Here is a 20,764-nt window from a genome sequence, read left to right on the forward strand (position 1 = left end):
ATAAATAGAATAATATTTGAATACAAACCAAAATATTCTATTATTTCTCAACATTAGTAAAAAAGAAGGTGAACTCTTTAAAGAGTTCACCTTCTTTTTTACTTCTTCGCCTTCGTTCCTACTAAATCACCAGCAACAACATAACGCTTAGAATTATCCTTTACAGATACACATGTAATAAGCGTTATCTCATCTTTCCCATGATCCTCTACAACTTCCCACTTATCAGGAGTCACTTCAGATACACCAGTAACCGCATACTCATATTCATTTTCATTGTCATACAAATAAATTTTATCGCCTTTTTTCAAAGAAGCTATATCACTAAATAAAACACCTTTTTTAGACATGTTATGTCCTGCTAATGCGTAATTTCCTTTTCCCATAACTTGATTCTCTTTTACTGTCGCTGCACCTGATAATAAGTTTTTTTCAGTAGAAGCTTTTAAAACAGGCAGTTCTACTGAAACACTTGGAACCGAAATACGACCAATTACTTGTTTCTTATCTAATGATGCATTCGCTACTTCCGCCAAGTCTGGTTGATTAATTTTGGAAGCATCTACAAATTCCGTCTCATGCTTTTCATAATCCATCTTTTGAACAGCCTGCACATTTTCAGTCTGTTTCTTTTCAGCCTGATATCCATCATAAAATGGCTTTCCAATTAACACGCCACCTACAACAAATAGCAGAATTGCTACTATACTATAAATTCTTTGCTTATTCATACACAGTTCCTTTCCCTTACAAAATCTTACTCTATATAAAATGATAAAATAATATCGCTATATGTACAAGTATTAGCTTAAAAAGAAAATAGAAAATAGAATATATAATGGGTATCCAGGAAGATATTCATTAATAATAGGCGAAAAAGTTAAAAATCCAACTGCACAAGGTAACACAAACCATAACGATACAAATGTTGTTCGACAAGCTTTATCCGTAATCGCTTTTTCACGTTCATCTTCTAGCGGAAATAATAATGGATACATCCAAAAAGATAAATTCTTATATTTTTTCTTTTGAATTCTATAAAAAATTGTAACTATAATTGCTCCAATAAATAATAAAATGAATGGTACTCCATTAAACCATACTTCAAATGGGAATTTCTCGTTTTTAATTATATCTGCTAACTCTGTAATGACACTATAAAATTCAACAAATGTCCAGCATGCTAAAGCAGTATAAAGCACGTTTATGATATAAGAAAAAACAATTCTATTCATCCTCTTCCCCCTCCTTATTTAAAACAAACACGTCTTCCATCTTTAACTGAAACACATCACAAATCGTAAGTGCTAATAACAACGAAGGAACGTAATCCCCTTTTTCAATTGCAGCAATTGTTTGTCTCGTTACTCCAACCTTTTCTGCTAATACACTTTGCGTAAAGTTAAAACGAGCTCTTAATTCTTTTACTCTGTTTAAAATGGTCAAATTTACCACCTCTCACCATTATTGTATGCTATCCTTAACAAAATGTAAACTCAACTTAACATTATTATTATAAAAAAATCCAACTCTACGTATTGTAAAGTTGGATTACTTGTTAGTTTAAAATTTTAACTTTAACTGTTCTTCTACCCCAGTCATTAGCTTGAGCTGAATTTGGCATTAATAGATCAATGATATGCCCTTTTATTGCACTACCAGTATCTCCAGCAATTGCTGTTCCATATCCTTCTACATATACAGTAGAACCTAATGGGATAACAGATGGATCTACAGCAATTAATTTCATGTTTGGATTTGCAGTTAAATTATGTCCTAACTTAGATTTTACAGTTTCACCCGGTTTATAGCCGTTTTCAGATGGGTCAGCTGTATAAGCGGTTGCTGTTACGTAAAATTCTTTTCCACCTTGAGTTGGTTTCGTATCAGGCTTAGACTCTGTTTCTGTATTTTTTGCTACAGGTTCAGCTGGTTTACTAGCTTTTTCCTGCTTTTGCTTTTCAGCAATTTCTGCTTGTGCTTTCGCTAAAGCTTCTTGCTCTGCTTTTGCAGCCGCTTCTGCTTTTGCACGCTCTTCCGCTGCGATTCTTGCTGCTTCTTGCTCACGAGCAATCGTTTCTTGTACTGTCTTCATATTTGATTCAATTTTAGCTTTCTCTTCCGCTGCTAAATTAAGTTGACTTGCAACTTCATTATATTTAGCTTGAACTGTTTGTAAGTTATCTTGACGTTTTTTCAAGTTATCTTGCAGTTCAGCTTGCGCTTTTGCTAATTTTTGTTTGTCTACTACTAAAGATGCTTCTTTTTCGTCAATTGTTTTCTTATCTTCTTCAATTTGACGAAGATCTTGTTCTTGTAGACGTAAAATTTCTTTATCAGCTTCTAGAATAGTAGAAACTGCGTTCATACGTTGTAAGAAGTCTGCAAAGTTTTTTGACTCTACTACAACTTCTACTACTAAACTTGTATTTGAACTGTTTTGAACAGAAACCATACGTTTTCTCATAATATCTTTACGAGCAAGGACTTTATCCTCCAAAACGACAATTTCTTGCTTTTTTTGCTCAATCTGCTTATGTGTTTCATCAATTTTACGTTGAATAGCAGCTTGATCCTCTTTATTTTTTGCAATTGTATTATTTAAATTATGTAGTTCGTTTTCGATACCTTTAATTTCTTTACTAACAGCTTGCTTTTCTTGCTCTTTCTTTTGCATTTCTGCATCGTTTTGTTGCAATTGCTGTTGCATGTTGTTAAGTTTCTCGTCGTTTGACTCTGCTTTAACAGCGACTGTACTAGAAAGACCGATAATTCCTGCTAATACTAGACAGCTGATTCGCTTAAAATAGTTCATAATCCGACTCCCTTCTTATACAGTTATACATGATTTATTTTACAGTTTGTTTACAAAACGATTAAATACAGTTTATTTTTCGTGACGAAAAAAAGAGAATTATGAATAAAATGTAATAGATTCTTAAATATTTAACAATTCCTATATTTAAAAAATACAAAAGATGCTAAAATCCAAATATAGAGAAAATATAACTTTCGAAGGCGGTTGAAATAAATACATGTTTACTCAAAAAAAATCACTCCAACATACAATTGCTCAATTAGAAGAGCGTATACAAGAATTAGAAGCAGAATTAAAACAAAAAGATATTGAAAAGCAAGAGACTATTTCTACTATCCACGATCGTGTACAAAGCGTTGTCCAAGAGCATCAACTTGTAAATAACCAACACAATACACTTCAAAGCTTAGTTCAACAATTAAGTTCATGTTTCGAAAATGTTTCAACACGTACGACACATTCCAATGAGTTAAATAATGAAATGTTACAAAAGGAACAAAGCTTAATTCAGTCTATTGCAGAAATTATTGACTGCTCTAATGAAGGAAAAGAATCCGTTCACCGCTTACTTATTGTAATTAATAAATTAGGTGAACAATCTCAACGCACGTCTAATAGTATGAATCATCTAAGCGAACGCTCAAAGGAAATCGAGCAAATTGTAGAAGTCATTCAAAACATTGCAGCACAAACAAATTTACTTGCTTTAAATGCGAGTATTGAAGCCGCGCGTGCTGGAGAGCATGGTAAGGGATTCGCTGTCGTTGCCAATGAAGTAAGAAAACTAGCGGAAAGTACAGCAGAAAGTACAAAAAACATCGGCAACTTAACGAAAAAAATTCAGGAAGAAATTGAAAAAGCATATGATAACACAAAAGATAATTTACATTTAGTTGATGAAGGTGTAGAAATGAGCGCCGATACAAATGCTAGAATTGAAAATATTTTAGTTATGATTCAAACGTTACAAAATGGTGCTACAAATGTTATTAAGGCTATCGAAAACCAAAAGTCTTGTAATAATGATATATTACGAGAATTCGCTAACACGCAACAAATGTTCCAAAAATTAAATACTACTATTATGAATCATATTCATGATGCTGAAAAAGTCGATGTTCAATTGTCTAAAAGTCTTCAAGAAACAGTAACTTCTTAATTAAAAATAAAAATCCCTTATACTGCTATAAGGGATTTTTATTTTATTTCGAATATTTATTTCTTTTCAATATTCATCCATATCTTTGTTATAATGGAAAAGTTGTTTCTTTCAACTAATAAACAAGGAGGTTATTATGGAACAATTTTACTACGTTTTAAAATATTTAATTCTCGGTCTGTTCCAAGGACTAACAGAACCAATTCCGATTTCTTCAAGTGGTCATCTCGTTTTAGCACAACATTTGCTAGGACTAAAAATAGAAGGGTTTAGCTTCGAACTACTTGTTAATTCAGCTTCATTATTAGCTGTATTACTTATTTATAGAAATGATTTAATTCGTCTAACGAAGAATGGTCTCTCTTATATATTTACAAGAGCAGAAGACGCAAAATCAGATTTCTTCTTTATTATTTATCTTGTTATTGCAACCATTCCAGCAGGTGTTATTGGTGTTTTATTTAAAGATTACATCGATCAGTACTTAAAAGGTGTGAAGATGGTTGGGATTTCCCTTCTTATTACTGCTGTCGGCCTTTGGATTATTAGAAATTTACGCGGTCGTAAAAATGATGGCGACCTTTCTATGAAAGATGCAATCATCGTCGGATTAGCACAAGCTTGCGCACTGATTCCCGGAATAAGCCGATCTGGTGCCACAATCGTAGCAGCAATGTTACTTGGTATGAAGCAAGAAACAGCACTTCGCTTCTCATTCTTACTATACATTCCTGTTAGCTTAGGTGGCTTATTGTTAAGCATTACAGACATTGCAAATGATCCAAATCTAGACACATTATTCGTACCATATGTCGTTGCATTCATCGCAACATTTATCATGACGTATATTTCACTAAAATGGTTTATGAACATTATGGCAAAAGGAAATTTAAAATATTTCTCTTTCTATTGTATTATCGTAGGTGTACTTACTCTTATTTTCTTATAAAGTAAAACTTACAAATTGAAAGCGAGTCATCTAGTGTAATAGAATGACTCGCTTTTTTATACCTCTATTAAGTTAAAATCTATTATTTACTTAGAATTTTCTGAATAGTATAATATTATTTAAGTTTACTATTACAGTAATTCTATCTTTCCTACTATTATCGTAAAAGAGGTGTTTATATGTTTATAGTTACTAAACTCATTCACATTAAGTACGAATATGAAAATGAGCTACTTTATGGGCTTAAACAATATTATCCTTCCCCTGGAACGAACGGTTGTATTAACATAGAGTTTTCACATATTCATCGTACAAATGATAAGGCAGAATATATGATTCGTCTGTTATGGAAAACACAACAAGATTACCATACATGGCTTTCTCAAAGAGAAGGCCATGTAACTTTGAAGCACAAAATACAAGGCTATATACTTTCTTCCAAATCAAATGCTACCTATGTGCATTAACCCTTCTCTTTTTATTCCTTACGAGGGGCAAAATGATAAAGTGAAACTTTAATCAGCCCTCATCAATCGGGCTGTTCACAAATAACAAGATAAGGACCCTCTTACTTTTCATACTGTAAAAGGGCTTCTCTTATGCATACACTTTCTTCTCTTGACAATACAAACGAATAACATGTTTATTTTGTTGAAATACATCATGCGTCAGACGAATAATAATAAAGTTTCTTTTTGTTTGATCATCATGAACAAAAATCTGTTCTCCCTCCTGAAAACGCCATGCACTTTCAAAAGTCGTAATATGATCCCCACTTACAGAAAAAAGTTCATATCGCATCTCTTGTACCCTCTCTCAACTTACATAATCATAATATCCTCATATTAAATTTATTATAACTTAATTCCTATAAAATTAGTAATTATTTCTATTTCGAAAGATTTTAACTTTGTATTTAAATATTTTTAGCGCTATAATGATAAACGAATTTTCATTGAAAGGAGTTTTACTTTGACTGCATATTTATTTCCAGTAAAAACAGCATTTATTTTATTCCCCTTTTTAGCAATGTTTCTTTTAATCCCTTTTTTAATATTTAATTATCGAAAATACGGTTATTTAAATAAATGGCGCTCATTTATTTTATACTCATTATTACTTTACTTATTAAATGCCTATTTTCTTGTTATTTTGCCGTTACCACAAACGTTTGATACTTGTAGCCTACAACCAGCTAATACACAACACATGCAACTCTCACCATTTTATTTCATACAAGAGATTAGTAGTCATACATCGGCAGTTTTAACAAAACCAGCTACTTATTTCTACTTATTAAAAGAGTCTGCGTTTTTACAAGTTGCATTTAATGTTCTATTAACTGTTCCATTCGGTATTTACTTACGTTATTATTTCCGACGTAGTTTCTTACAAACAATTTGCATTTCCTTTTTCCTTTCACTATTTTTCGAGCTAACACAAGTGACTGGATTATACGGTATATACAATTGTGCATACCGATTATTTGATATCGATGATTTGTTTTTAAATACATTAGGTGGCGTAATTGGTTTTATCATTGCACCAATATTTACGTACTTCCTTCCGAAGACAAACGAGTTAGATAGTCATATTGATTTGGAAACGAAACCAGTCGGATTCATTCGTCGCCTTATCGCGATGCAAATTGATTGGATTTTCTTATCTATCGTCGTACCTGTCGTTAAAAACAAAGGAAATTCTTTCTTCGTTTCTAATATGCAATCTTACACGAATATGTATGAACTCATTTTCATTACGTGTTCAATCCTTATTTATTTTATTCTTATTCCATACTTTACAAATGGAAAAACAATTGGGAAAGCATTGCTTCGCATTCATCTGAAAGGAAAATCAGATCGTATTACATTAAAAGAACTATTTATTCGCTACGGTATATTTTATTTTGCGTTAGGCGGAATCAATTATATTCTTTCTAGTAGCTCTATGTTAAATCATACAGAACCTTTAGTATTACTCGTTACATTGTTATTCCTATTTATCATTAACGGCCTATTCATTATTCATGTTTTACTGCATGTATTTAGCCGTGATAAACTACTATTTTATGAACATATTAGTCATACAAGAAATGCAATTACACTAAAAAAAGCTGACAAATAATTATTTGTCAGCTTTTTTATATACATAATGTGAAAATTTAATCAGTGGGGGTCTTACTGCCCGGCAAATAGCGGGATAAATAACTTTTCTGCATAAGGATTAAAAAACATTCCAAGTTCATCTAGAGACTTCCTCGCCTGTAAAAACGAATGAAACTCTGGATATATATCTTGTAATTGCTCATACGATAATGTATGCATTTTCCCCCAATGCGGACGCCCTTCATACTTCAGAAAAATTTTTTCCACTTCGCCAAAGTAAGCAGCATATTTCATACCTTTATACATATGAACAGCGATATACGCTGAATCTCTTCCATAGGCTGGACTAAGCCATATATCATCACCTTTCACATAGCGGCATTCGATCGGGAAGTGCACCTTATACTTTTTCTTTTCAATAAGATTTGAGATTTCTTCTACAACCGTCCTCATATACTTTGAAGGAATGCTATACTCCATTTCATAAAATGGTACCGTACGTGATGTAGCAAATACTTCATAGCTCGGGCCAATTATTTTTGTGTTTGGTACAGCTTTAGCTGATAATCGACTCACTCCTTTACTTATAGAAGGAAACCATTTACACCCTTTAGATAGTAAAGAGAACATCCTATTTTCAAGTAACTCCACCTTTAATTTATGCCATTTCAAATCACTGCCTGTATTCGTTGTTTCGTTCGTAAGTTTTACTTGTACTTCATCAGAATAAGGAAAAACGAAAAATTCAAAATGACGATGCTTCTTATATTCTTCTAGTTTGTTCATTACAGTGGATAATGACTGTTTTTCACTTTCATAAACGAGTGAATACGCTGGAATAACCTTTAATTTTATCTTTACAATGATACCTAACATTCCAAGTGACAACTGAAACGCTCTCCAATATTCTACGTTCTCAGTTTCCGAACAAACTATACTCTCACCATTAGATAAAACTGCCGTAATCTCTATAACTTGTGTTGATAAACTCCCAAAGGTAATACCCGTTCCATGAGTCCCCGTACTAATCGCTCCTGCAATAGATTGTGAATCAATATCCCCTAAATTTTCTTGCGCATAGCCTTTTTCCTCAAGTAACTTCCCTAAATCATATAACTTTGTTCCTGCCCATACTTCAGCAACCATCTTCTCTGCATCAATATTCACAATACCCTTCAATTCATCTAAAGAAACTAAAACTTCTTCCGTTTGCACAAGGGGGGTAAACGAGTGTCCTGAACCGACAACACGAATTTTCTTTCCCTTTTTTCGCGCAAGCCCCACAACTTCTACTACATCTTGTATACTTTCTGGATACATCGTATAATGCGGCGTTCCTTCTACATTCCCTGTCCAATTTCTCCACTTTTTCCCCTTTATAGAAAGCATTGGCCATCCCCCCGATATGTTGAATACTCCCCAACAATCTCTCCTTTTTTAACACGATACAAAAAAGGAAAGCGCTCACATAATTCACCAGCCTTACTATGACGAAACAAAATGGACTCTCCTATATCCACTCGTTCCTCGCCGCTATAAAAAATTGGCGTTTGTACCTCGCCAGCACCTTCTAAAGCTAATAGTTTTGCACCCTTCGGTCTCCAAACTTCAGGCTCTTTATCTTTTCCAACTGCTCCTGAAGCAATATATCCACCACCTAGGCAAGTGTAAATAAACTGGACTGGTTTACGCACAACTGGTAATGCAAATCCGACCGCTGGATAAAATTTCACCTCTTTATAATAATCAAACAGCTTCGGAGAATAAAAAGCAGAACCTACTGTAATCTCTGAAACTGAATTATCTTTCTCAGTTGTTTTTATACTTCCTGTTCCGCCTCCATTTACAAACCTTAGCTCAATACCAATGTTTTGTATTGCTTTTACAATATGTTCTCTTCTTTTTTTCACTTCTAGCACTGATTTCTGCTTTAAATACGAAATTACTTTACTTTTCAACCATTGATTCGGTATATGATCTCCCACCCCAGCAATTTGAGCTTCATAACCCATTACACCATCTAACATTAAATATGATGACCTTCTCACCTTTTCTACTACTTTCAACGCATCCTGCACATTTTTTACTGGGGATCTTTGTACACCAAAATGAAATTGAAAGAAACGACTACTCATATCAATATCCAAACAAACACGAAAACATCCTTTAGATTTCTCAGCAATGTTTTCTAAATACACAATATGCTCTTCACAATCCACCATACAAGTTATAATGAAACCTTTCTTTGTTAGCAAACTAATTTCATACAGAGCTCTTTCATCGTAAGCAGGATATCCAAGCAATAAATCATTAAATCCTTGTTCTATTAAAAATAAAATCTCTCTAGGTGAAAAGCACATAACACCTTGAAATCGATCATTTGCAGCTAAAATCTTTTGCATAATTGGAACAGAGCGTAACGATTTACTCGCTATACGAATCTTCTTATTTCCACTTAACTCTATAATCGATTGAATATTTCTATCTAAAGCCATTTCATCCAAAAATGCACACGGTAATGGAACTTCTTTAAAAATTCCTCGATCCACATTTTTCTCTCCTCTTCTCAATATGTCTTATACATATTGGAAAGAAAGTGTGATTTTCCTGTTTGCAAATAAAAAAAGTTTCTTCTTTACGAAGAAACTTTTTGAAACTACTTCATAGAAATAGTCGCCTCTACTGGATAATGATCAGAGTAATCATTATACGTATATTTTTGGAACCATGATGTAACAGTCCATTGTGGAGGTTTCGGCTGTAACACCTTATTCTCTATATATGATGGGTTCGCATGGTCTTTACTTGCAATAATATAATCTAAATACTCAGCAGGACTATCAGGGAAATTATATTTTGCAATACTGTTTGTCGTTGCGTCCCAAGTCGCTGTATGTCCAGTATAAGATGGTACAGAAGCGTTCAATGTTTTAAACATAGATGCATACTCTGAATCATTCTTGTTCTCTGCATTAATTTTATTTACGTTCATATCACCACCAATTAACACATATTCATTATTTGGTATATTTTTATTTTTAATAAAGTCTTGAATTTCTTTTAATTGGTCTGTACGTACAGATGCAGGTGAAGTTTTTCCGCACATACTATCTTCCGCTTGCAAATGCGTACCAATCACATGAACGAAGCGATCATTTTTCTTAATTTTCGTGTATACAAATCCTTTATTAGATAAATTATCTGGCCCGCATCCTTTTGCAAATACATATTGAATCTTTTCAGCGATTGGCCATTTGCTCACAATCGCAACGCCACCATCTTCAGGAGTTGAAGATGAATAGTTTCCCAACGTTTTATCCCATTCACTTCCACTACTACGACCTAATACTGCTGTTTGATTTGGATATTCTTTCTTCAAATTCCCTAATAAACGATCTGAAGCGCTATTATCAAACACTTCATTTAATATAACTACATCTTGATTCTTTATATAATCTGCCGCCCCGATTAAATCAGCACGCTCAGTTTGTCCCCAGTTCGGATATAAGTTTGTTGATAGCATATATACATTATGCGTCATCACTTTTAATGTATCATTTTGATTTGTAGATACTTCTGCTTGAGCTGACGTTCCGCTATATAAAGCTCCTAAACCAACACCTAAGCTAAGTACACCTTTTAGCAATTTACCTTTCACGTTTCATACCTCCATGTATTGTATAGTGATAAAAAGGCCAAATACTCTATTCTGAGATTTGACCTTTTTTAAATACTTAACGATTTCCGTACGTATCAAACCAAAGCTGAATATATCCAGCAGTAACACGTTGTGCATCCATTAAACGCTTACCTGTCATTGGTGTAACTTCAGCGCGCCATTTATCTGCATATTCTTGTGATACAGCAGCTCTCACGAACCAATCTTTCGTATTATCATTTACAATGCCAGCGTAATCTTGTTTCGCAACTACTGCCGCTCCATGAATCCAATCTTCTGGATTCGTACCTTTCCAGTTCCAATATCCATTTCCATCCGTTACTTTATAATTATCTTTTATCGTATCTACAAAGTTTTCATATTTAGAATGGAATCCTTGTGGATAAGAAAGGTTCGTAAAGTTTGCCGCATGCATCGGTTGGTTTACATCCCCTAAATAATGAAGAGATAATCCTAAATAGAAGAACGCTTGTTTCATATCTTTATTTTTATAAGACTCACCAGCTAATTTAAAATATTTAGCTCCTGTTTCCTTTGCTTGCTTTGCATACGGAATATAAGTTTTCCCATTGTCAGGGTCATAGAAATGTGAAGCAAATGTGCTATTATCATAATAAGGATTTTCATAGTCAGCAGCATAAATACCGTTCTCTAACTCAGTACGCCATTCATTTAATAGTGCAACTCGATCTTGTTTTACAAGTGTTGTATTACGAGACATAATATCAATTGCACGGTTTACAATCCATAAATGAGAATTCACGCCTTCTTTATGTTTATCTTCAGCAGACCAGCGCGGAATAACTCCAAATCTCTGTCCCCCATCATTTTCATGAGCAAATGCAACACTTTGTAATGGAGCAACTAATGTAATAGCTGCCGCTAAAGCAAGTACTTTCTTTTTCATATAAAATCCTCCATTTTATAATTGAATTATTGTAAACATTTTGTTAGGATCCTATGATGTCGTCCGGTTAACCTATGACTAGAATATCCCACCTTTCACGAAATTTCTATCACTAAATTAAAATATGCAAATGTTCATATCATTATAACTTTATACACAGTGAATATAATGAATGAATACACTTTCATTTTAATAAACTATTATTAAGGCTTGTCTAAACTAATGTAAAAAAAGAGTAAAGCATACACATGCTTTACTCTTTTTTTCTATTCGATAATATACTTGGCAATTGTACATTAACTGCCAACTTATGTATAAATCCAAACACTAATCCGATCCCTATAAATATGTATAATATCGTAAATATCTTTCCGAAGTCAGTTTTGGGACTAAATTGTCCATCACCGACAGTAGTCAGCGTCATAACGCTAAAATATAAAGCATCCAGAGGACGTAACCCCTCCACTGTACTATAAAAGATTGTACCAGATATTAATGTCAAAATTGTTAATACGAATAACACTTGAAATTCTTTATCTTTCCATGCTCGCAAACAAGCTTTTAGCATCCGTTTCAATGTCAACATAAATGAAAGCATTAGACTTCCCCTTCCAAACAAAATACCTTTAGTTACAGGAAAGTCTATCACCTTTCAGTATAGAAAAAAAGTAGCCCTCTTCTATTTCTAGAAAAGGGCTACTCTATTCGATTCTATCTTATTTAGGTGAAACAAGAATTTTCACTTGTGTTTTATCTTTTACAAGTGCTTCAAATCCTTCTTCAACAACTTGATCCACTGTAATTTTTTTCGTAATTAATTTCTCTGCTTGAATTTGACCGGAGCTAATCAATTTAATAACAGCTGGGAAGATGTGACGGTATCCTAAAATACCAATAACTTCTTTTTCTTTTAATACTAAGTTATTTGGAGTAATTGTTGCGTCTTTTTCCCATACACTAACAATTACAGTTTGTCCTTCGAAGCTTGTACTTTCAATCGCTTGGCGTAGTACAACTTCAACACCTGTTACTTCAAAGCTAACATTTACACCTAAACCATTTGTTAAGTTACGAATTTCAGCTAACACATCTTGAGTTGCTGGATTTAATACATAATCCGCACCTGCTAATTTCGCTAACTCTTGACGTTCTTTAGAAAGTTCAACTGCAATAACAGGAGTTGCTCCTGCTGCTTTAGCTGCTTGGATAACAAGAAGTCCAATTGGACCGCAACCAAATACCGCTACAGCTTCCCCTTCTTTTAATTTACTTTGACGTACTGCATGAACTGCTACTGCTGCTGGTTCTACAAGCGCACCTTGTTCATACGTCATTTCATCTGGAATGTGATGAACCATATCTTCTGGTACTACTGTATATTCAGAGAAACCGCCGCCTTCTCCGCCAAGACCGTGGAAAACAAGTTGTTCACAAACATTGTAATGTCCATGTTTACAAGCTTCACATTTACCACAAGAATAAATTGGCTCTACAACAACGCGGTCTCCCACTTTATGAGATGTAACTCCTTCACCAATCTCTATTACCTCACCACTAAACTCATGACCTAAAATAACAGGTGCTTTCACATGTGTTAATGGATGTTCTTCTGTTGGAATAAAAATAGGCCCTGCTAAATATTCATGCAAGTCTGTCCCACAAATACCACACCATTTAACTTTGATTTTCACTGTTCCTGGTTTTACTGTTGGTTCTGGTACTTCTTCTACTCGTACATCACGTTGATTATGCCAAAGTAGTGCTTTCATTTTATACATCCCTCTCTATGTATATACTTAACCTGGTGAAGTTTACAATTCTATTATAATACTTCTATCCATATATTTCAAAAAAACAATCACATCCCCACTAATTTTTTACAAATAACGTTCAATATTTTGTCACTTTGTACTTTTTTCCACATCTGTTAATTCAATTTCATTGCAGGTGAAATTAGCATTGTGCCATAATAGCATAGGAGAGGTGAATATCGCTTGAAATATTTTATTTACTTTATCGTTATCGTGGCATTTTTAGATACATTTTCACAATTACCTATTATGAGTACTTTCGCTCAAAGCCTTGGAGGAACTCCTCTTATTATCGGGCTAGTTGTCGGTATGTACTCATTCGCTAATATGATCGGTAATATTATTGCTGGAGCCGCTGTCGATAAATTTGGTGCAAAAAAAATCCTTTATATAAGCATGGGAATTACGAGTTTCATAGTCTTGTTATACACCGTTGTTCAAAGTGGTGAACAACTATTAGTTGTGCGCTTTATGCATGGATTTAGTGATGGCTTTTTAATTCCTGCTGCCTTTACATTTTTATCAAAACAAACAAATGCAAAAAGACAAGGAAAAGCAATGGCTCTATCTGGTGCTGCTGTTGGAACAGCCGCAATCGTAGGACCTGCTTTCAGCGGTATTATGAAAGCAACAGCTGGCGTAGAGTGGGTCTTCATTACTATTTCTATTTTAATGGCTCTTGGTACGATCGTATCTCTATTCTTCTTACCAAATAACGTATCAAGAAAAGATACATCAAGAACGCAAATGATGAACAAAGAAGATATGGTTGAACTTTTAAAATCAGAACCGTTATTACAAGCATATATTGGTGCTTTCACATTAATGTTTTCACAAGGAATTGTCACTTATATGTTACCAGTAAAAGTTGAGGCATTAGCGCTTAAAGCATCTACAACAGGCATGATGTTAAGTGTATTTGGTATAACTGCTATCCTCTTCTTCTTGCTTCCAACAAATCGTATTTATGATCGATTTAATCGTTCGAAACTAATGCTAATCGGAATTGCAGTTATGGCATTCGCATTATCTTTACTTGGATTATTTGCTACAAAAGGTATGCTCTTTATCGTAATGATGATTTATGGAATTGGATTCGCAATCCTCTTTCCGTCTATTAACGCTTTACTTGTTGAAAATACTACAGACGATAATCGCGGAAAGGCATTCGGATTATTTTATGCCTTCTTCTCATTAGGAGTTGTTGCTGGCTCCTTTACAGTCGGCGCAATCGGAGCATCACCTAGCATCAGCTTCATTATCGGGACAGCATTTTTATTAACATTTGCTGGGATGATTTATGTAAGAAGCAAAGTAAAAAAGACAATGATGGGATAATCCATCGTTGTCTTTTTTAAAATGCATATTTATATAATCCATAATACAATGGAAGCGTTGGAATAATGCCAATTAATTTAAATATAAAAGGTAATGGCTCATCTCGCTCTTCATATAAACGAAAAACAAAAACTGCAGTTAAAGTCCAACTGACGCTAAACAAGAAGATACATTTCCAAACAATCGAGGTTAATATTTGTATATCAAATACAAAACCAAAGAGCCCTATCGAATAGAACTCTTTTTGCCCAATATATTACTTTTGTGTATAACCAAATAACAATGTAAATAAATTGAGCCGTAAAGGCAATAATACATCTCTTCTTTTAAACAGAAAGTTTATAAATACTGACGATACTTCGACAATTTCCTCGGAAATATTTCCTTTCCCCACATAATTTGATACAGTACACATGAATAAACACTTGTATTACATAAAGTGAAACTTTAATCAGTGGGGGTTTTGTTCCTCCCCACTGATTATTAGTTGAACCAATCGGGCTTTTACGGGCAGTTGATCTCCCAACTAACTTCTTTATTTCCACTGAATTTTGAGGTGGGGATCTTACTGACCGTTAATGCGGGATAAACTAAAATAATAACTTACTGTACAAATTAAAAAGCACACTCTTCATATGAAGAATGTGCTTTTATGTTATTAACGTTTAATCCAAACAGCGCCTGCCGATTTATCTTCTGCCTGTCCAACAACTTGGAATTTAAGTCCAAGGTTTGGAACTTTTCTTCCTGCGTCTGCAATTTGCTTGTTACTATATACTTTTGAATCATCAAAAGTTGTAACACCTTGTAATCCAGAATAGTTAAACTGACCACGTGTTAATGAATTTACACTCCATGCTGGTGTTTTATCAAATGAAAATGCTGCATCTGCAATTTGCATGCCTGTATTACCGTATGCTGGTTTTCCGTTTAAATTACCAACTAGCGCTTCTGGATGAGAATCTACAACACCAAGGAATCCTTCACCTGGATGCACCCCAACCCAGTTATCTTTGAAACTATCATCTGCATACCAAACGACAAGACCTGTATTATACACTGGACCTTTTCCTGCTTTTAAACCATTATCTGATCCCGCATAATTTCTCCACTCTAAGTAGTAATAATGAGCTTTCTTCTCTGTCCCATCAGAAACAACAAAACCATTTAAATTCATTTTAGACTGTCCTTCTGCATCATCAGAAAATACAACTTGTCCATCAACAGTTACATTTACATTGTCCATCGCAAAACCTTTATATGTTACAGCCGGATCTGTAATATAGTCGAATTGTAGTTTCACTTTTTTGCCTTTAAATTGACTTAAATCATATGATTTATCAATCCATTTCCCATCTGTTGTATCTTTATCTCCTTGGACTACTTTTTCCCCAAGTCTATCAATTAATGTTTTCGTTCCATCTTCTGTTACTACATGTACTTCGACGAAATCGCACTCTGCTTCTAACTCATAATTTGCTTTATAATCGAATTTTGCATTTGTTCCCTTTGTTAAATCAAAGAATGGTGTCTCTAACGTTGTATGCATATCATCGCCTCTTGTACTATAATATGCATGCTTTCCAAACTCCGGTTTAATCGTTTCAACACTTTTACCTGGTAAGTTAACACGTACAACGCCTGGACGATTTGATTTCGTAACACTTTGATCAATATAGGTAGGAACTCCCACACCACTCTTAATTTTATCGTAATCTACTTCTAATATTTTTGCCCAGTTGCCACCCATATTCTTTTGTAAGAAGTCTTTATTTTGTGGTGAAAAACTAGTCGGCTCTGTTCCTGCGATTTTCCCTGTCCAACTACCTCCACTCATTAATGACCAAGCTTCGACTGGTGAACCATTTCCAGTATATTTCGTGTCATATTCATCTGGTAATCCAAGATCATGTCCAAATTCATGTGCAAACACACCTACAGCTCCGTCTTCTGGTTCAATTGTGTAATCATGTGCTGCTACTTTACCACCAAAGTAATCTACCTTTGATTTCGTACCTTCAATCGCTACTGGATCTACTGCTAATTTTGAACGATGTGACCAGATCGCATCATCACCTAATTTACCGCCACCAGCTTCTTGACCAACACCAGCATGGATTACCATTAAATGATCAATTACACCGTCAGGTTCATTTTGATTCCCGTCCCCGTTTGTATCATATCTATCAAATTGATCAAACTGAGATAAATCTAGTCCTTTCTCAGCAGCTGCATGCAAAGCTTCTTTCACTAAATCACGTGCACCCTTTGGACCTTTATTATCGTGACCGCTGCTACCATCAGCTCCATAATCAGATGCTTTTCCTGGAACAGTTAGCCACTCCGTTACATATCCATCTGTCGTATAACTACCACCAGACTGCTCTTCATAGTATTGTTTAAACGTTTTTACTTTTGAACCATCAAATAAAGTATACGGCTCATTACCGAACAACATCTTTTGATAATGTTCTCTACTAAAGTCTTTCGAATACATATAACCTGGTGTTTGATCAATATTATTATGTTTATAATCACTAAATTCAACGAGTAACACTAATACTTTATCCGATCGAACAGATCCCTTATATGGAGCTTGCTTTGCTTTTGAAGTTGGAACTTGCCCATTCAATTGCTTTTTATTTGGTTCTGGCTTTTGCTCAAGGCTAACATTTTTTTCAGCCTTTTTTACATTTTCCTTTTCTTCCATCTTTTTCTCTTTTACTTTTTTTGTGAAATCAGATGTTTCTTGTGAGTGAGCATCTGGAAGAATTTCTTTATTCGCCTGATCTCCTTGTTTCTTTTCAATATATTGCTCAACAGCTTTTTTCGTCTCTTCTTTAGAAGATGCTGGATTAATTGTTCCTCTTTCTTTCAGAGCTTCCGCTAAACGATCTTCTTGAATTAAATTGTAATCAATTGGTGTTGTAGATACACTATCTTTCTCTTTTGCTACCGTTTCTGCATATGCTAACGGAGCACTCATTACAGATGTACATCCGATAATTGCCGCAATTGCTAATGATGACAACACTTTAAATGGTGCTTTTCTTCTCATTCCATTTCTCCCCTTTATAAAACTTAAAATTCAGATAAATCGGTGCATTTTTGTCCAAATCTCTGTTTACTACCCTCCCTATATAAAAAGACATAATTCTATAAACATTAAGCTTTTTGTTATAGAATCATGCCCTCCAGTTTTCTGGTCAGACCCTCTATCTTTTTATCCCTTGGTTCAATTAATAATCAGTGGGGGGATGAACAAAGCCCCCACTGATTAAAGTTTCACTTTATGTCGAAATATTAAAAATAAAGAGTTATGTGATATATATTAAATATCTTATATAACAAATTTAAAAGACAATATGCAAAATTGCATGAAAATTCTTTTAAATAAAAAAAGAATCCTAGTCAATTAAACTAGGATTCTTGCTTTTCTATTATTTCTCTTGTGTTTTTTCCCAATCAGCTAAGAATTTCTCAATTCCTTGATCTGTTAATGGGTGCTTCACTAATGAAGCAATTACGTTTGCTGGGATTGTTGCAATATGTGCACCGTTTAATGCTGCGTCAGTTACGTGAACGCTGTGACGTACAGATGCTGCGATGATTTCTGTTTCGATACCATGAATTGCAAAGATTTCTGCGATTTGACGAATTAAATCCATACCGTTATGACCGATATCATCTAAACGACCTAAGAATGGTGAAACGTACGTTGCACCAGCACGAGCAGCAAGTAATGCTTGAACTGCTGAGAATACTAATGTAACGTTTGTACGAATTCCTAAATCAGAGAACGCTTTTACTGCTTTTAAACCTTCTGTTGTCATTGGAACTTTTACAACAACGTTTGGAGCAATCTTCGCTAATTCTTTTCCTTCTTCAATCATTTTATCAGCTTCTAAGCTAATTACTTCTGCACTTACAGGTCCTTCTACAACGTTGCAAATTTCACGAATGCGCTCGTGGAAATCTACGCCTTCTTTTGCTACAAGTGATGGATTTGTCGTTACTCCAGCTAATACGCCTAATTCATTTGCCTCTTTAATTTCGTTAATGTTTGCTGTATCAATAAAGAATTTCATTTGTTGTTCTTCCTTCCTAATTTTCATTTTATATTTATTTATTTTTCTTAATAAGCTCTAATTCAATCGGAATAGATTTGTCCACTTTTTTACCTTGTGTTATCTCTTTTGCTGTTTGCATCGCCTTCTCTCCGATTAATTCTGGTTTTTGAGCGACTGTTGCAGCCATACGCCCATCGTTAACCGCTTTCACAGCATCTTCTGTTGCATCAAATCCAACAACTACTACATCTGTTTTTCCAGCAGACTTCAATGCTTCAAGTGCACCTAATGCCATCTCGTCGTTATGAGCAAACACGGCTTTAATATCGCTATTTGCTTGCAAAATGTTTTCCATAACAGATAATCCTTTCGCTCTATCAAAATCAGCCGCTTGTTTGGCAACTACTTTTAAAGACTTATCGGCTACGTTATGGAATCCTTTCCCACGTTCACGAGCAGCAGACGATCCAGGGATTCCTTCTAACTCAGCAACGTTTGCTCCTTCGCCGACTAATTCACGAATGTAATCACTAGCCATTTGACCACCTTCGATATTATTAGATGCAATGTGAGAAACAACCTTACCTGAATTCGCAACGCGGTCTACTGTAATAACAGGAACATTTGCTGCGTTTGCTGCACTTACTGCTGAAGCAACAGCATCTGAATCGGTCGGATTAATAACAACTACATCGACACCCTTTTGAATTAAATCTTCAACATCGTTCGTTTGCTTTGCTGCATCATTTTGCGCATCAACAGCAATCAATTCGATGCCACTATCTTTCGCTTTCTTTTCTGCCCCCTTTTTCAAAGTTACAAAGAAGGGATTATTTAAAGTTGAAACAGAGAATCCAACTTTAATAGTTTTATTTCGACCTTTATCGCTAGAATCCTTTGCCCATTCTGGCGGTTCCATTGAACAACCAGCAGTAATGACCATAATACATGCAACGAGTATAAGTAACCATTTCTTCATGAACTGTCCCTCCATTACGCTTCTTTTCTACGATCAATTAATACAGCTAATAAGATTACAAGTCCTTTTACAACTTGTTGGAAGAAAGAAGATACACCTAATAAATTTAAACCGTTATTTAGTACACCGATAATAAGTACACCGATGAATGTACCAACAATCCATCCTCTTCCCCCAGAAAGACTTGTTCCACCTAATACAACTGCTGCAATTGCATCTAATTCATAAGAAGTACCTGCAGTCGGCTGTGCAGAATCTAATCGTGATGTTAAGACAATACCTGCAAGCCTGCCAAAATTCCGGAAAGACCGTAAATCATTACTTTAATTCTCGTAACATTAATACCTGATAGTGCTGCTGCTTCTTCATTTCCACCAATTGCAAATGTACGGCGACCAAATGTCGTTTTCTTCAAAATGAAGTACAGTACTGCGAAAGCGATCATCATTGTAACAGCGGGTACCGGAATACCAAGAAAATAACCGCGGCCAAACATTTGGAACATTAAATGATCACCAAGACCAGTGATCGGACGTCCGTCCATATAAACAAGCGTCAACCCACGAAAAATAGTCATTGTTGCTAAAGTTGCAATAAATGGAGCTACTTTTCCTTTCGCAATGATGATACCGTTTACAATTCCCATTACAAGACCTGCTAATAGTCCAACTACCATTGCAAGGAACGGATCCATGCCACTTGCCATCATTCCAGCAACAAGTGCACTTGATAATGCTAAAATAGAACCTACCGATAAGTCAATACCCCCTGTTAAAATTACGAAGGTCATTCCAAATGCAATAAGCGCATTAATCGATACTTGACGCAGTATATTAAATAAATTTGGAATTTCAATGAACGCTGGATTTAAAGCTGTAATTACGACGATAATTAATACTAAACCGATTAAAGAACCGAGTTGTTGTAATACATTCCCCTTCTTAGCCAT

General features: G+C 34.7%; 18 protein-coding genes and 3 pseudogenes. 5 read left to right on the top strand and 16 right to left on the bottom strand.

Annotated features, from left to right (window positions below; translation table 11 throughout):
* Positions 1 to 98: 98 nt before the first annotated feature.
* The 4 genes from ACUN13_RS22980 to ACUN13_RS22995 form a co-directional block, all read right to left on the bottom strand.
* The gene (locus ACUN13_RS22980) at positions 99 to 731 is read right to left on the bottom strand and encodes a class A sortase (RefSeq protein ID WP_445423982.1); all 633 of its coding nucleotides are present in this window, start codon (positions 729 to 731) and stop codon (positions 99 to 101) included.
* A gap of 72 nt (positions 732 to 803) precedes the next feature.
* Positions 804 to 1,235, bottom strand: coding sequence for a DUF2178 domain-containing protein (locus ACUN13_RS22985; RefSeq protein WP_088345284.1), 432 nt, complete (start codon positions 1,233 to 1,235; stop codon positions 804 to 806).
* Positions 1,228 to 1,446: a helix-turn-helix transcriptional regulator gene (locus ACUN13_RS22990; protein ID WP_000154019.1), complete on the bottom strand. Its 219-nt coding sequence runs from the start codon at positions 1,444 to 1,446 to the stop codon at positions 1,228 to 1,230. Before ACUN13_RS22990 ends, ACUN13_RS22985 begins: the two co-directional genes overlap by 8 nt.
* A 112-nt stretch (positions 1,447 to 1,558) precedes the next feature.
* The gene (locus tag ACUN13_RS22995; protein ID WP_001105783.1) at positions 1,559 to 2,815 is read right to left on the bottom strand and encodes a 3D domain-containing protein; all 1,257 of its coding nucleotides are present in this window, start codon (positions 2,813 to 2,815) and stop codon (positions 1,559 to 1,561) included.
* A 631-nt stretch (positions 2,816 to 3,446) separates the two neighbouring features.
* On the opposite strand from ACUN13_RS22995, the pseudogene ACUN13_RS23000 reads away from it, so the two are divergent.
* From ACUN13_RS23000 to ACUN13_RS23010, 3 genes and pseudogenes are all read left to right on the top strand, one after another.
* Positions 3,447 to 3,977, top strand: a pseudogene (locus ACUN13_RS23000) (methyl-accepting chemotaxis protein); the annotation flags it as partial.
* A 136-nt stretch (positions 3,978 to 4,113) separates the two neighbouring features.
* Positions 4,114 to 4,926 carry an undecaprenyl-diphosphate phosphatase gene (locus tag ACUN13_RS23005; protein WP_000434794.1) on the top strand — a complete coding sequence of 271 codons (813 nt, stop codon included), beginning with the start codon at positions 4,114 to 4,116 and terminating at the stop codon, positions 4,924 to 4,926.
* A gap of 179 nt (positions 4,927 to 5,105) precedes the next feature.
* Positions 5,106 to 5,393, top strand: a complete 288-nt coding sequence (locus ACUN13_RS23010) for a hypothetical protein (RefSeq protein ID WP_088345281.1) — start codon at positions 5,106 to 5,108, stop codon at positions 5,391 to 5,393.
* A 130-nt stretch (positions 5,394 to 5,523) separates the two neighbouring features.
* On the opposite strand, the gene ACUN13_RS23015 is transcribed toward ACUN13_RS23010, so the two are convergent.
* Positions 5,524 to 5,727 carry a hypothetical protein gene (locus ACUN13_RS23015; RefSeq protein WP_001268332.1) on the bottom strand — a complete coding sequence of 68 codons (204 nt, stop codon included), beginning with the start codon at positions 5,725 to 5,727 and terminating at the stop codon, positions 5,524 to 5,526.
* Positions 5,728 to 5,898: 171 nt separating this feature from the next.
* On the opposite strand from ACUN13_RS23015, the gene ACUN13_RS23020 reads away from it, so the two are divergent.
* Complete coding sequence (locus ACUN13_RS23020) at positions 5,899 to 7,050, top strand: VanZ family protein (protein ID WP_000128025.1); 1,152 nt, start codon at positions 5,899 to 5,901, stop codon at positions 7,048 to 7,050.
* Between the two features lie 53 nt (positions 7,051 to 7,103).
* Here the strand turns inward: ACUN13_RS23020 and ACUN13_RS23025 are convergent, their stop codons facing one another.
* The 6 genes from ACUN13_RS23025 to bdhA all read right to left on the bottom strand — a co-directional run bounded on the left by ACUN13_RS23025 (position 7,104) and on the right by bdhA (position 13,386).
* Positions 7,104 to 8,420 carry a D-arabinono-1,4-lactone oxidase gene (locus ACUN13_RS23025; protein WP_000948912.1) on the bottom strand — a complete coding sequence of 439 codons (1,317 nt, stop codon included), beginning with the start codon at positions 8,418 to 8,420 and terminating at the stop codon, positions 7,104 to 7,106.
* The gene (locus ACUN13_RS23030; protein WP_025687254.1) at positions 8,408 to 9,580 is read right to left on the bottom strand and encodes an amino acid deaminase/aldolase; all 1,173 of its coding nucleotides are present in this window, start codon (positions 9,578 to 9,580) and stop codon (positions 8,408 to 8,410) included. The genes ACUN13_RS23025 and ACUN13_RS23030 overlap by 13 nt, the downstream gene beginning before the upstream one ends.
* Positions 9,581 to 9,687: 107 nt before the next feature.
* Positions 9,688 to 10,689, bottom strand: a complete 1,002-nt coding sequence (gene sph / locus ACUN13_RS23035; protein ID WP_445423983.1) for a sphingomyelinase C — start codon at positions 10,687 to 10,689, stop codon at positions 9,688 to 9,690.
* A gap of 76 nt (positions 10,690 to 10,765) precedes the next feature.
* Complete coding sequence (cerA, locus tag ACUN13_RS23040; RefSeq protein ID WP_000730997.1) at positions 10,766 to 11,617, bottom strand: phospholipase CerA; 852 nt, start codon at positions 11,615 to 11,617, stop codon at positions 10,766 to 10,768.
* A 253-nt stretch (positions 11,618 to 11,870) separates the two neighbouring features.
* Positions 11,871 to 12,215 (bottom strand): potassium channel family protein, encoded by a 345-nt coding sequence (locus ACUN13_RS23045; RefSeq protein ID WP_000948241.1) that lies wholly within the window; start codon positions 12,213 to 12,215, stop codon positions 11,871 to 11,873.
* 118 nt (positions 12,216 to 12,333) lie between these two features.
* Entirely contained in the window at positions 12,334 to 13,386 is a 1,053-nt protein-coding gene (gene bdhA / locus ACUN13_RS23050; RefSeq protein WP_000645827.1) for a (R,R)-butanediol dehydrogenase, read from the bottom strand.
* 225 nt (positions 13,387 to 13,611) lie between these two features.
* Between bdhA and ACUN13_RS23055 the strand changes: the two genes are divergently transcribed.
* Positions 13,612 to 14,766: an MFS transporter gene (locus tag ACUN13_RS23055; protein ID WP_000873271.1), complete on the top strand. Its 1,155-nt coding sequence runs from the start codon at positions 13,612 to 13,614 to the stop codon at positions 14,764 to 14,766.
* Between the two features lie 16 nt (positions 14,767 to 14,782).
* Here ACUN13_RS23055 and ACUN13_RS23060 read toward each other — a convergent pair.
* The 5 genes and pseudogenes from ACUN13_RS23060 to ACUN13_RS23080 all read right to left on the bottom strand — a co-directional run.
* Positions 14,783 to 14,995 (bottom strand): annotated as a pseudogene (locus ACUN13_RS23060) (hypothetical protein); the annotation flags it as partial.
* Between the two features lie 429 nt (positions 14,996 to 15,424).
* A complete protein-coding gene (inhA2, locus tag ACUN13_RS23065) occupies positions 15,425 to 17,824 on the bottom strand; it encodes a M6 family metalloprotease immune inhibitor InhA2 (protein ID WP_001252987.1) in 2,400 nt (799 codons plus the stop codon).
* 382 nt (positions 17,825 to 18,206) lie between these two features.
* Entirely contained in the window at positions 18,207 to 18,854 is a 648-nt protein-coding gene (fsa, locus tag ACUN13_RS23070) for a fructose-6-phosphate aldolase (RefSeq protein WP_000667670.1), read from the bottom strand.
* Positions 18,855 to 18,888: 34 nt separating this feature from the next.
* The gene (rbsB, locus tag ACUN13_RS23075) at positions 18,889 to 19,815 is read right to left on the bottom strand and encodes a ribose ABC transporter substrate-binding protein RbsB (RefSeq protein WP_000758976.1); all 927 of its coding nucleotides are present in this window, start codon (positions 19,813 to 19,815) and stop codon (positions 18,889 to 18,891) included.
* 14 nt (positions 19,816 to 19,829) lie between these two features.
* Positions 19,830 to 20,764 (bottom strand): annotated as a pseudogene (locus ACUN13_RS23080) (ABC transporter permease subunit).

The organism is Bacillus cereus group sp. Bce041, assembly GCF_052646455.1.

Coding starts and splice junctions, on each gene's coding strand:
- ACUN13_RS22985 (WP_088345284.1), bottom strand. CDS start 1,235: ATGAATAGAATTGTTTTTTCTTATATCATAAACGTGCTTTATACTGCT.
- inhA2 (WP_001252987.1), bottom strand. CDS start 17,824: ATGAGAAGAAAAGCACCATTTAAAGTGTTGTCATCATTAGCAATTGCG.
- bdhA (WP_000645827.1), bottom strand. CDS start 13,386: ATGAAAGCACTACTTTGGCATAATCAACGTGATGTACGAGTAGAAGAA.
- ACUN13_RS22980 (WP_445423982.1), bottom strand. CDS start 731: ATGAATAAGCAAAGAATTTATAGTATAGTAGCAATTCTGCTATTTGTT.
- ACUN13_RS23015 (WP_001268332.1), bottom strand. CDS start 5,727: ATGCGATATGAACTTTTTTCTGTAAGTGGGGATCATATTACGACTTTT.
- ACUN13_RS23010 (WP_088345281.1), top strand. CDS start 5,106: ATGTTTATAGTTACTAAACTCATTCACATTAAGTACGAATATGAAAAT.
- ACUN13_RS22995 (WP_001105783.1), bottom strand. CDS start 2,815: ATGAACTATTTTAAGCGAATCAGCTGTCTAGTATTAGCAGGAATTATC.
- ACUN13_RS23045 (WP_000948241.1), bottom strand. CDS start 12,215: ATGCTTTCATTTATGTTGACATTGAAACGGATGCTAAAAGCTTGTTTG.
- fsa (WP_000667670.1), bottom strand. CDS start 18,854: ATGAAATTCTTTATTGATACAGCAAACATTAACGAAATTAAAGAGGCA.
- rbsB (WP_000758976.1), bottom strand. CDS start 19,815: ATGAAGAAATGGTTACTTATACTCGTTGCATGTATTATGGTCATTACT.
- ACUN13_RS23025 (WP_000948912.1), bottom strand. CDS start 8,420: ATGCTTTCTATAAAGGGGAAAAAGTGGAGAAATTGGACAGGGAATGTA.
- ACUN13_RS23005 (WP_000434794.1), top strand. CDS start 4,114: ATGGAACAATTTTACTACGTTTTAAAATATTTAATTCTCGGTCTGTTC.
- cerA (WP_000730997.1), bottom strand. CDS start 11,617: ATGAAAAAGAAAGTACTTGCTTTAGCGGCAGCTATTACATTAGTTGCT.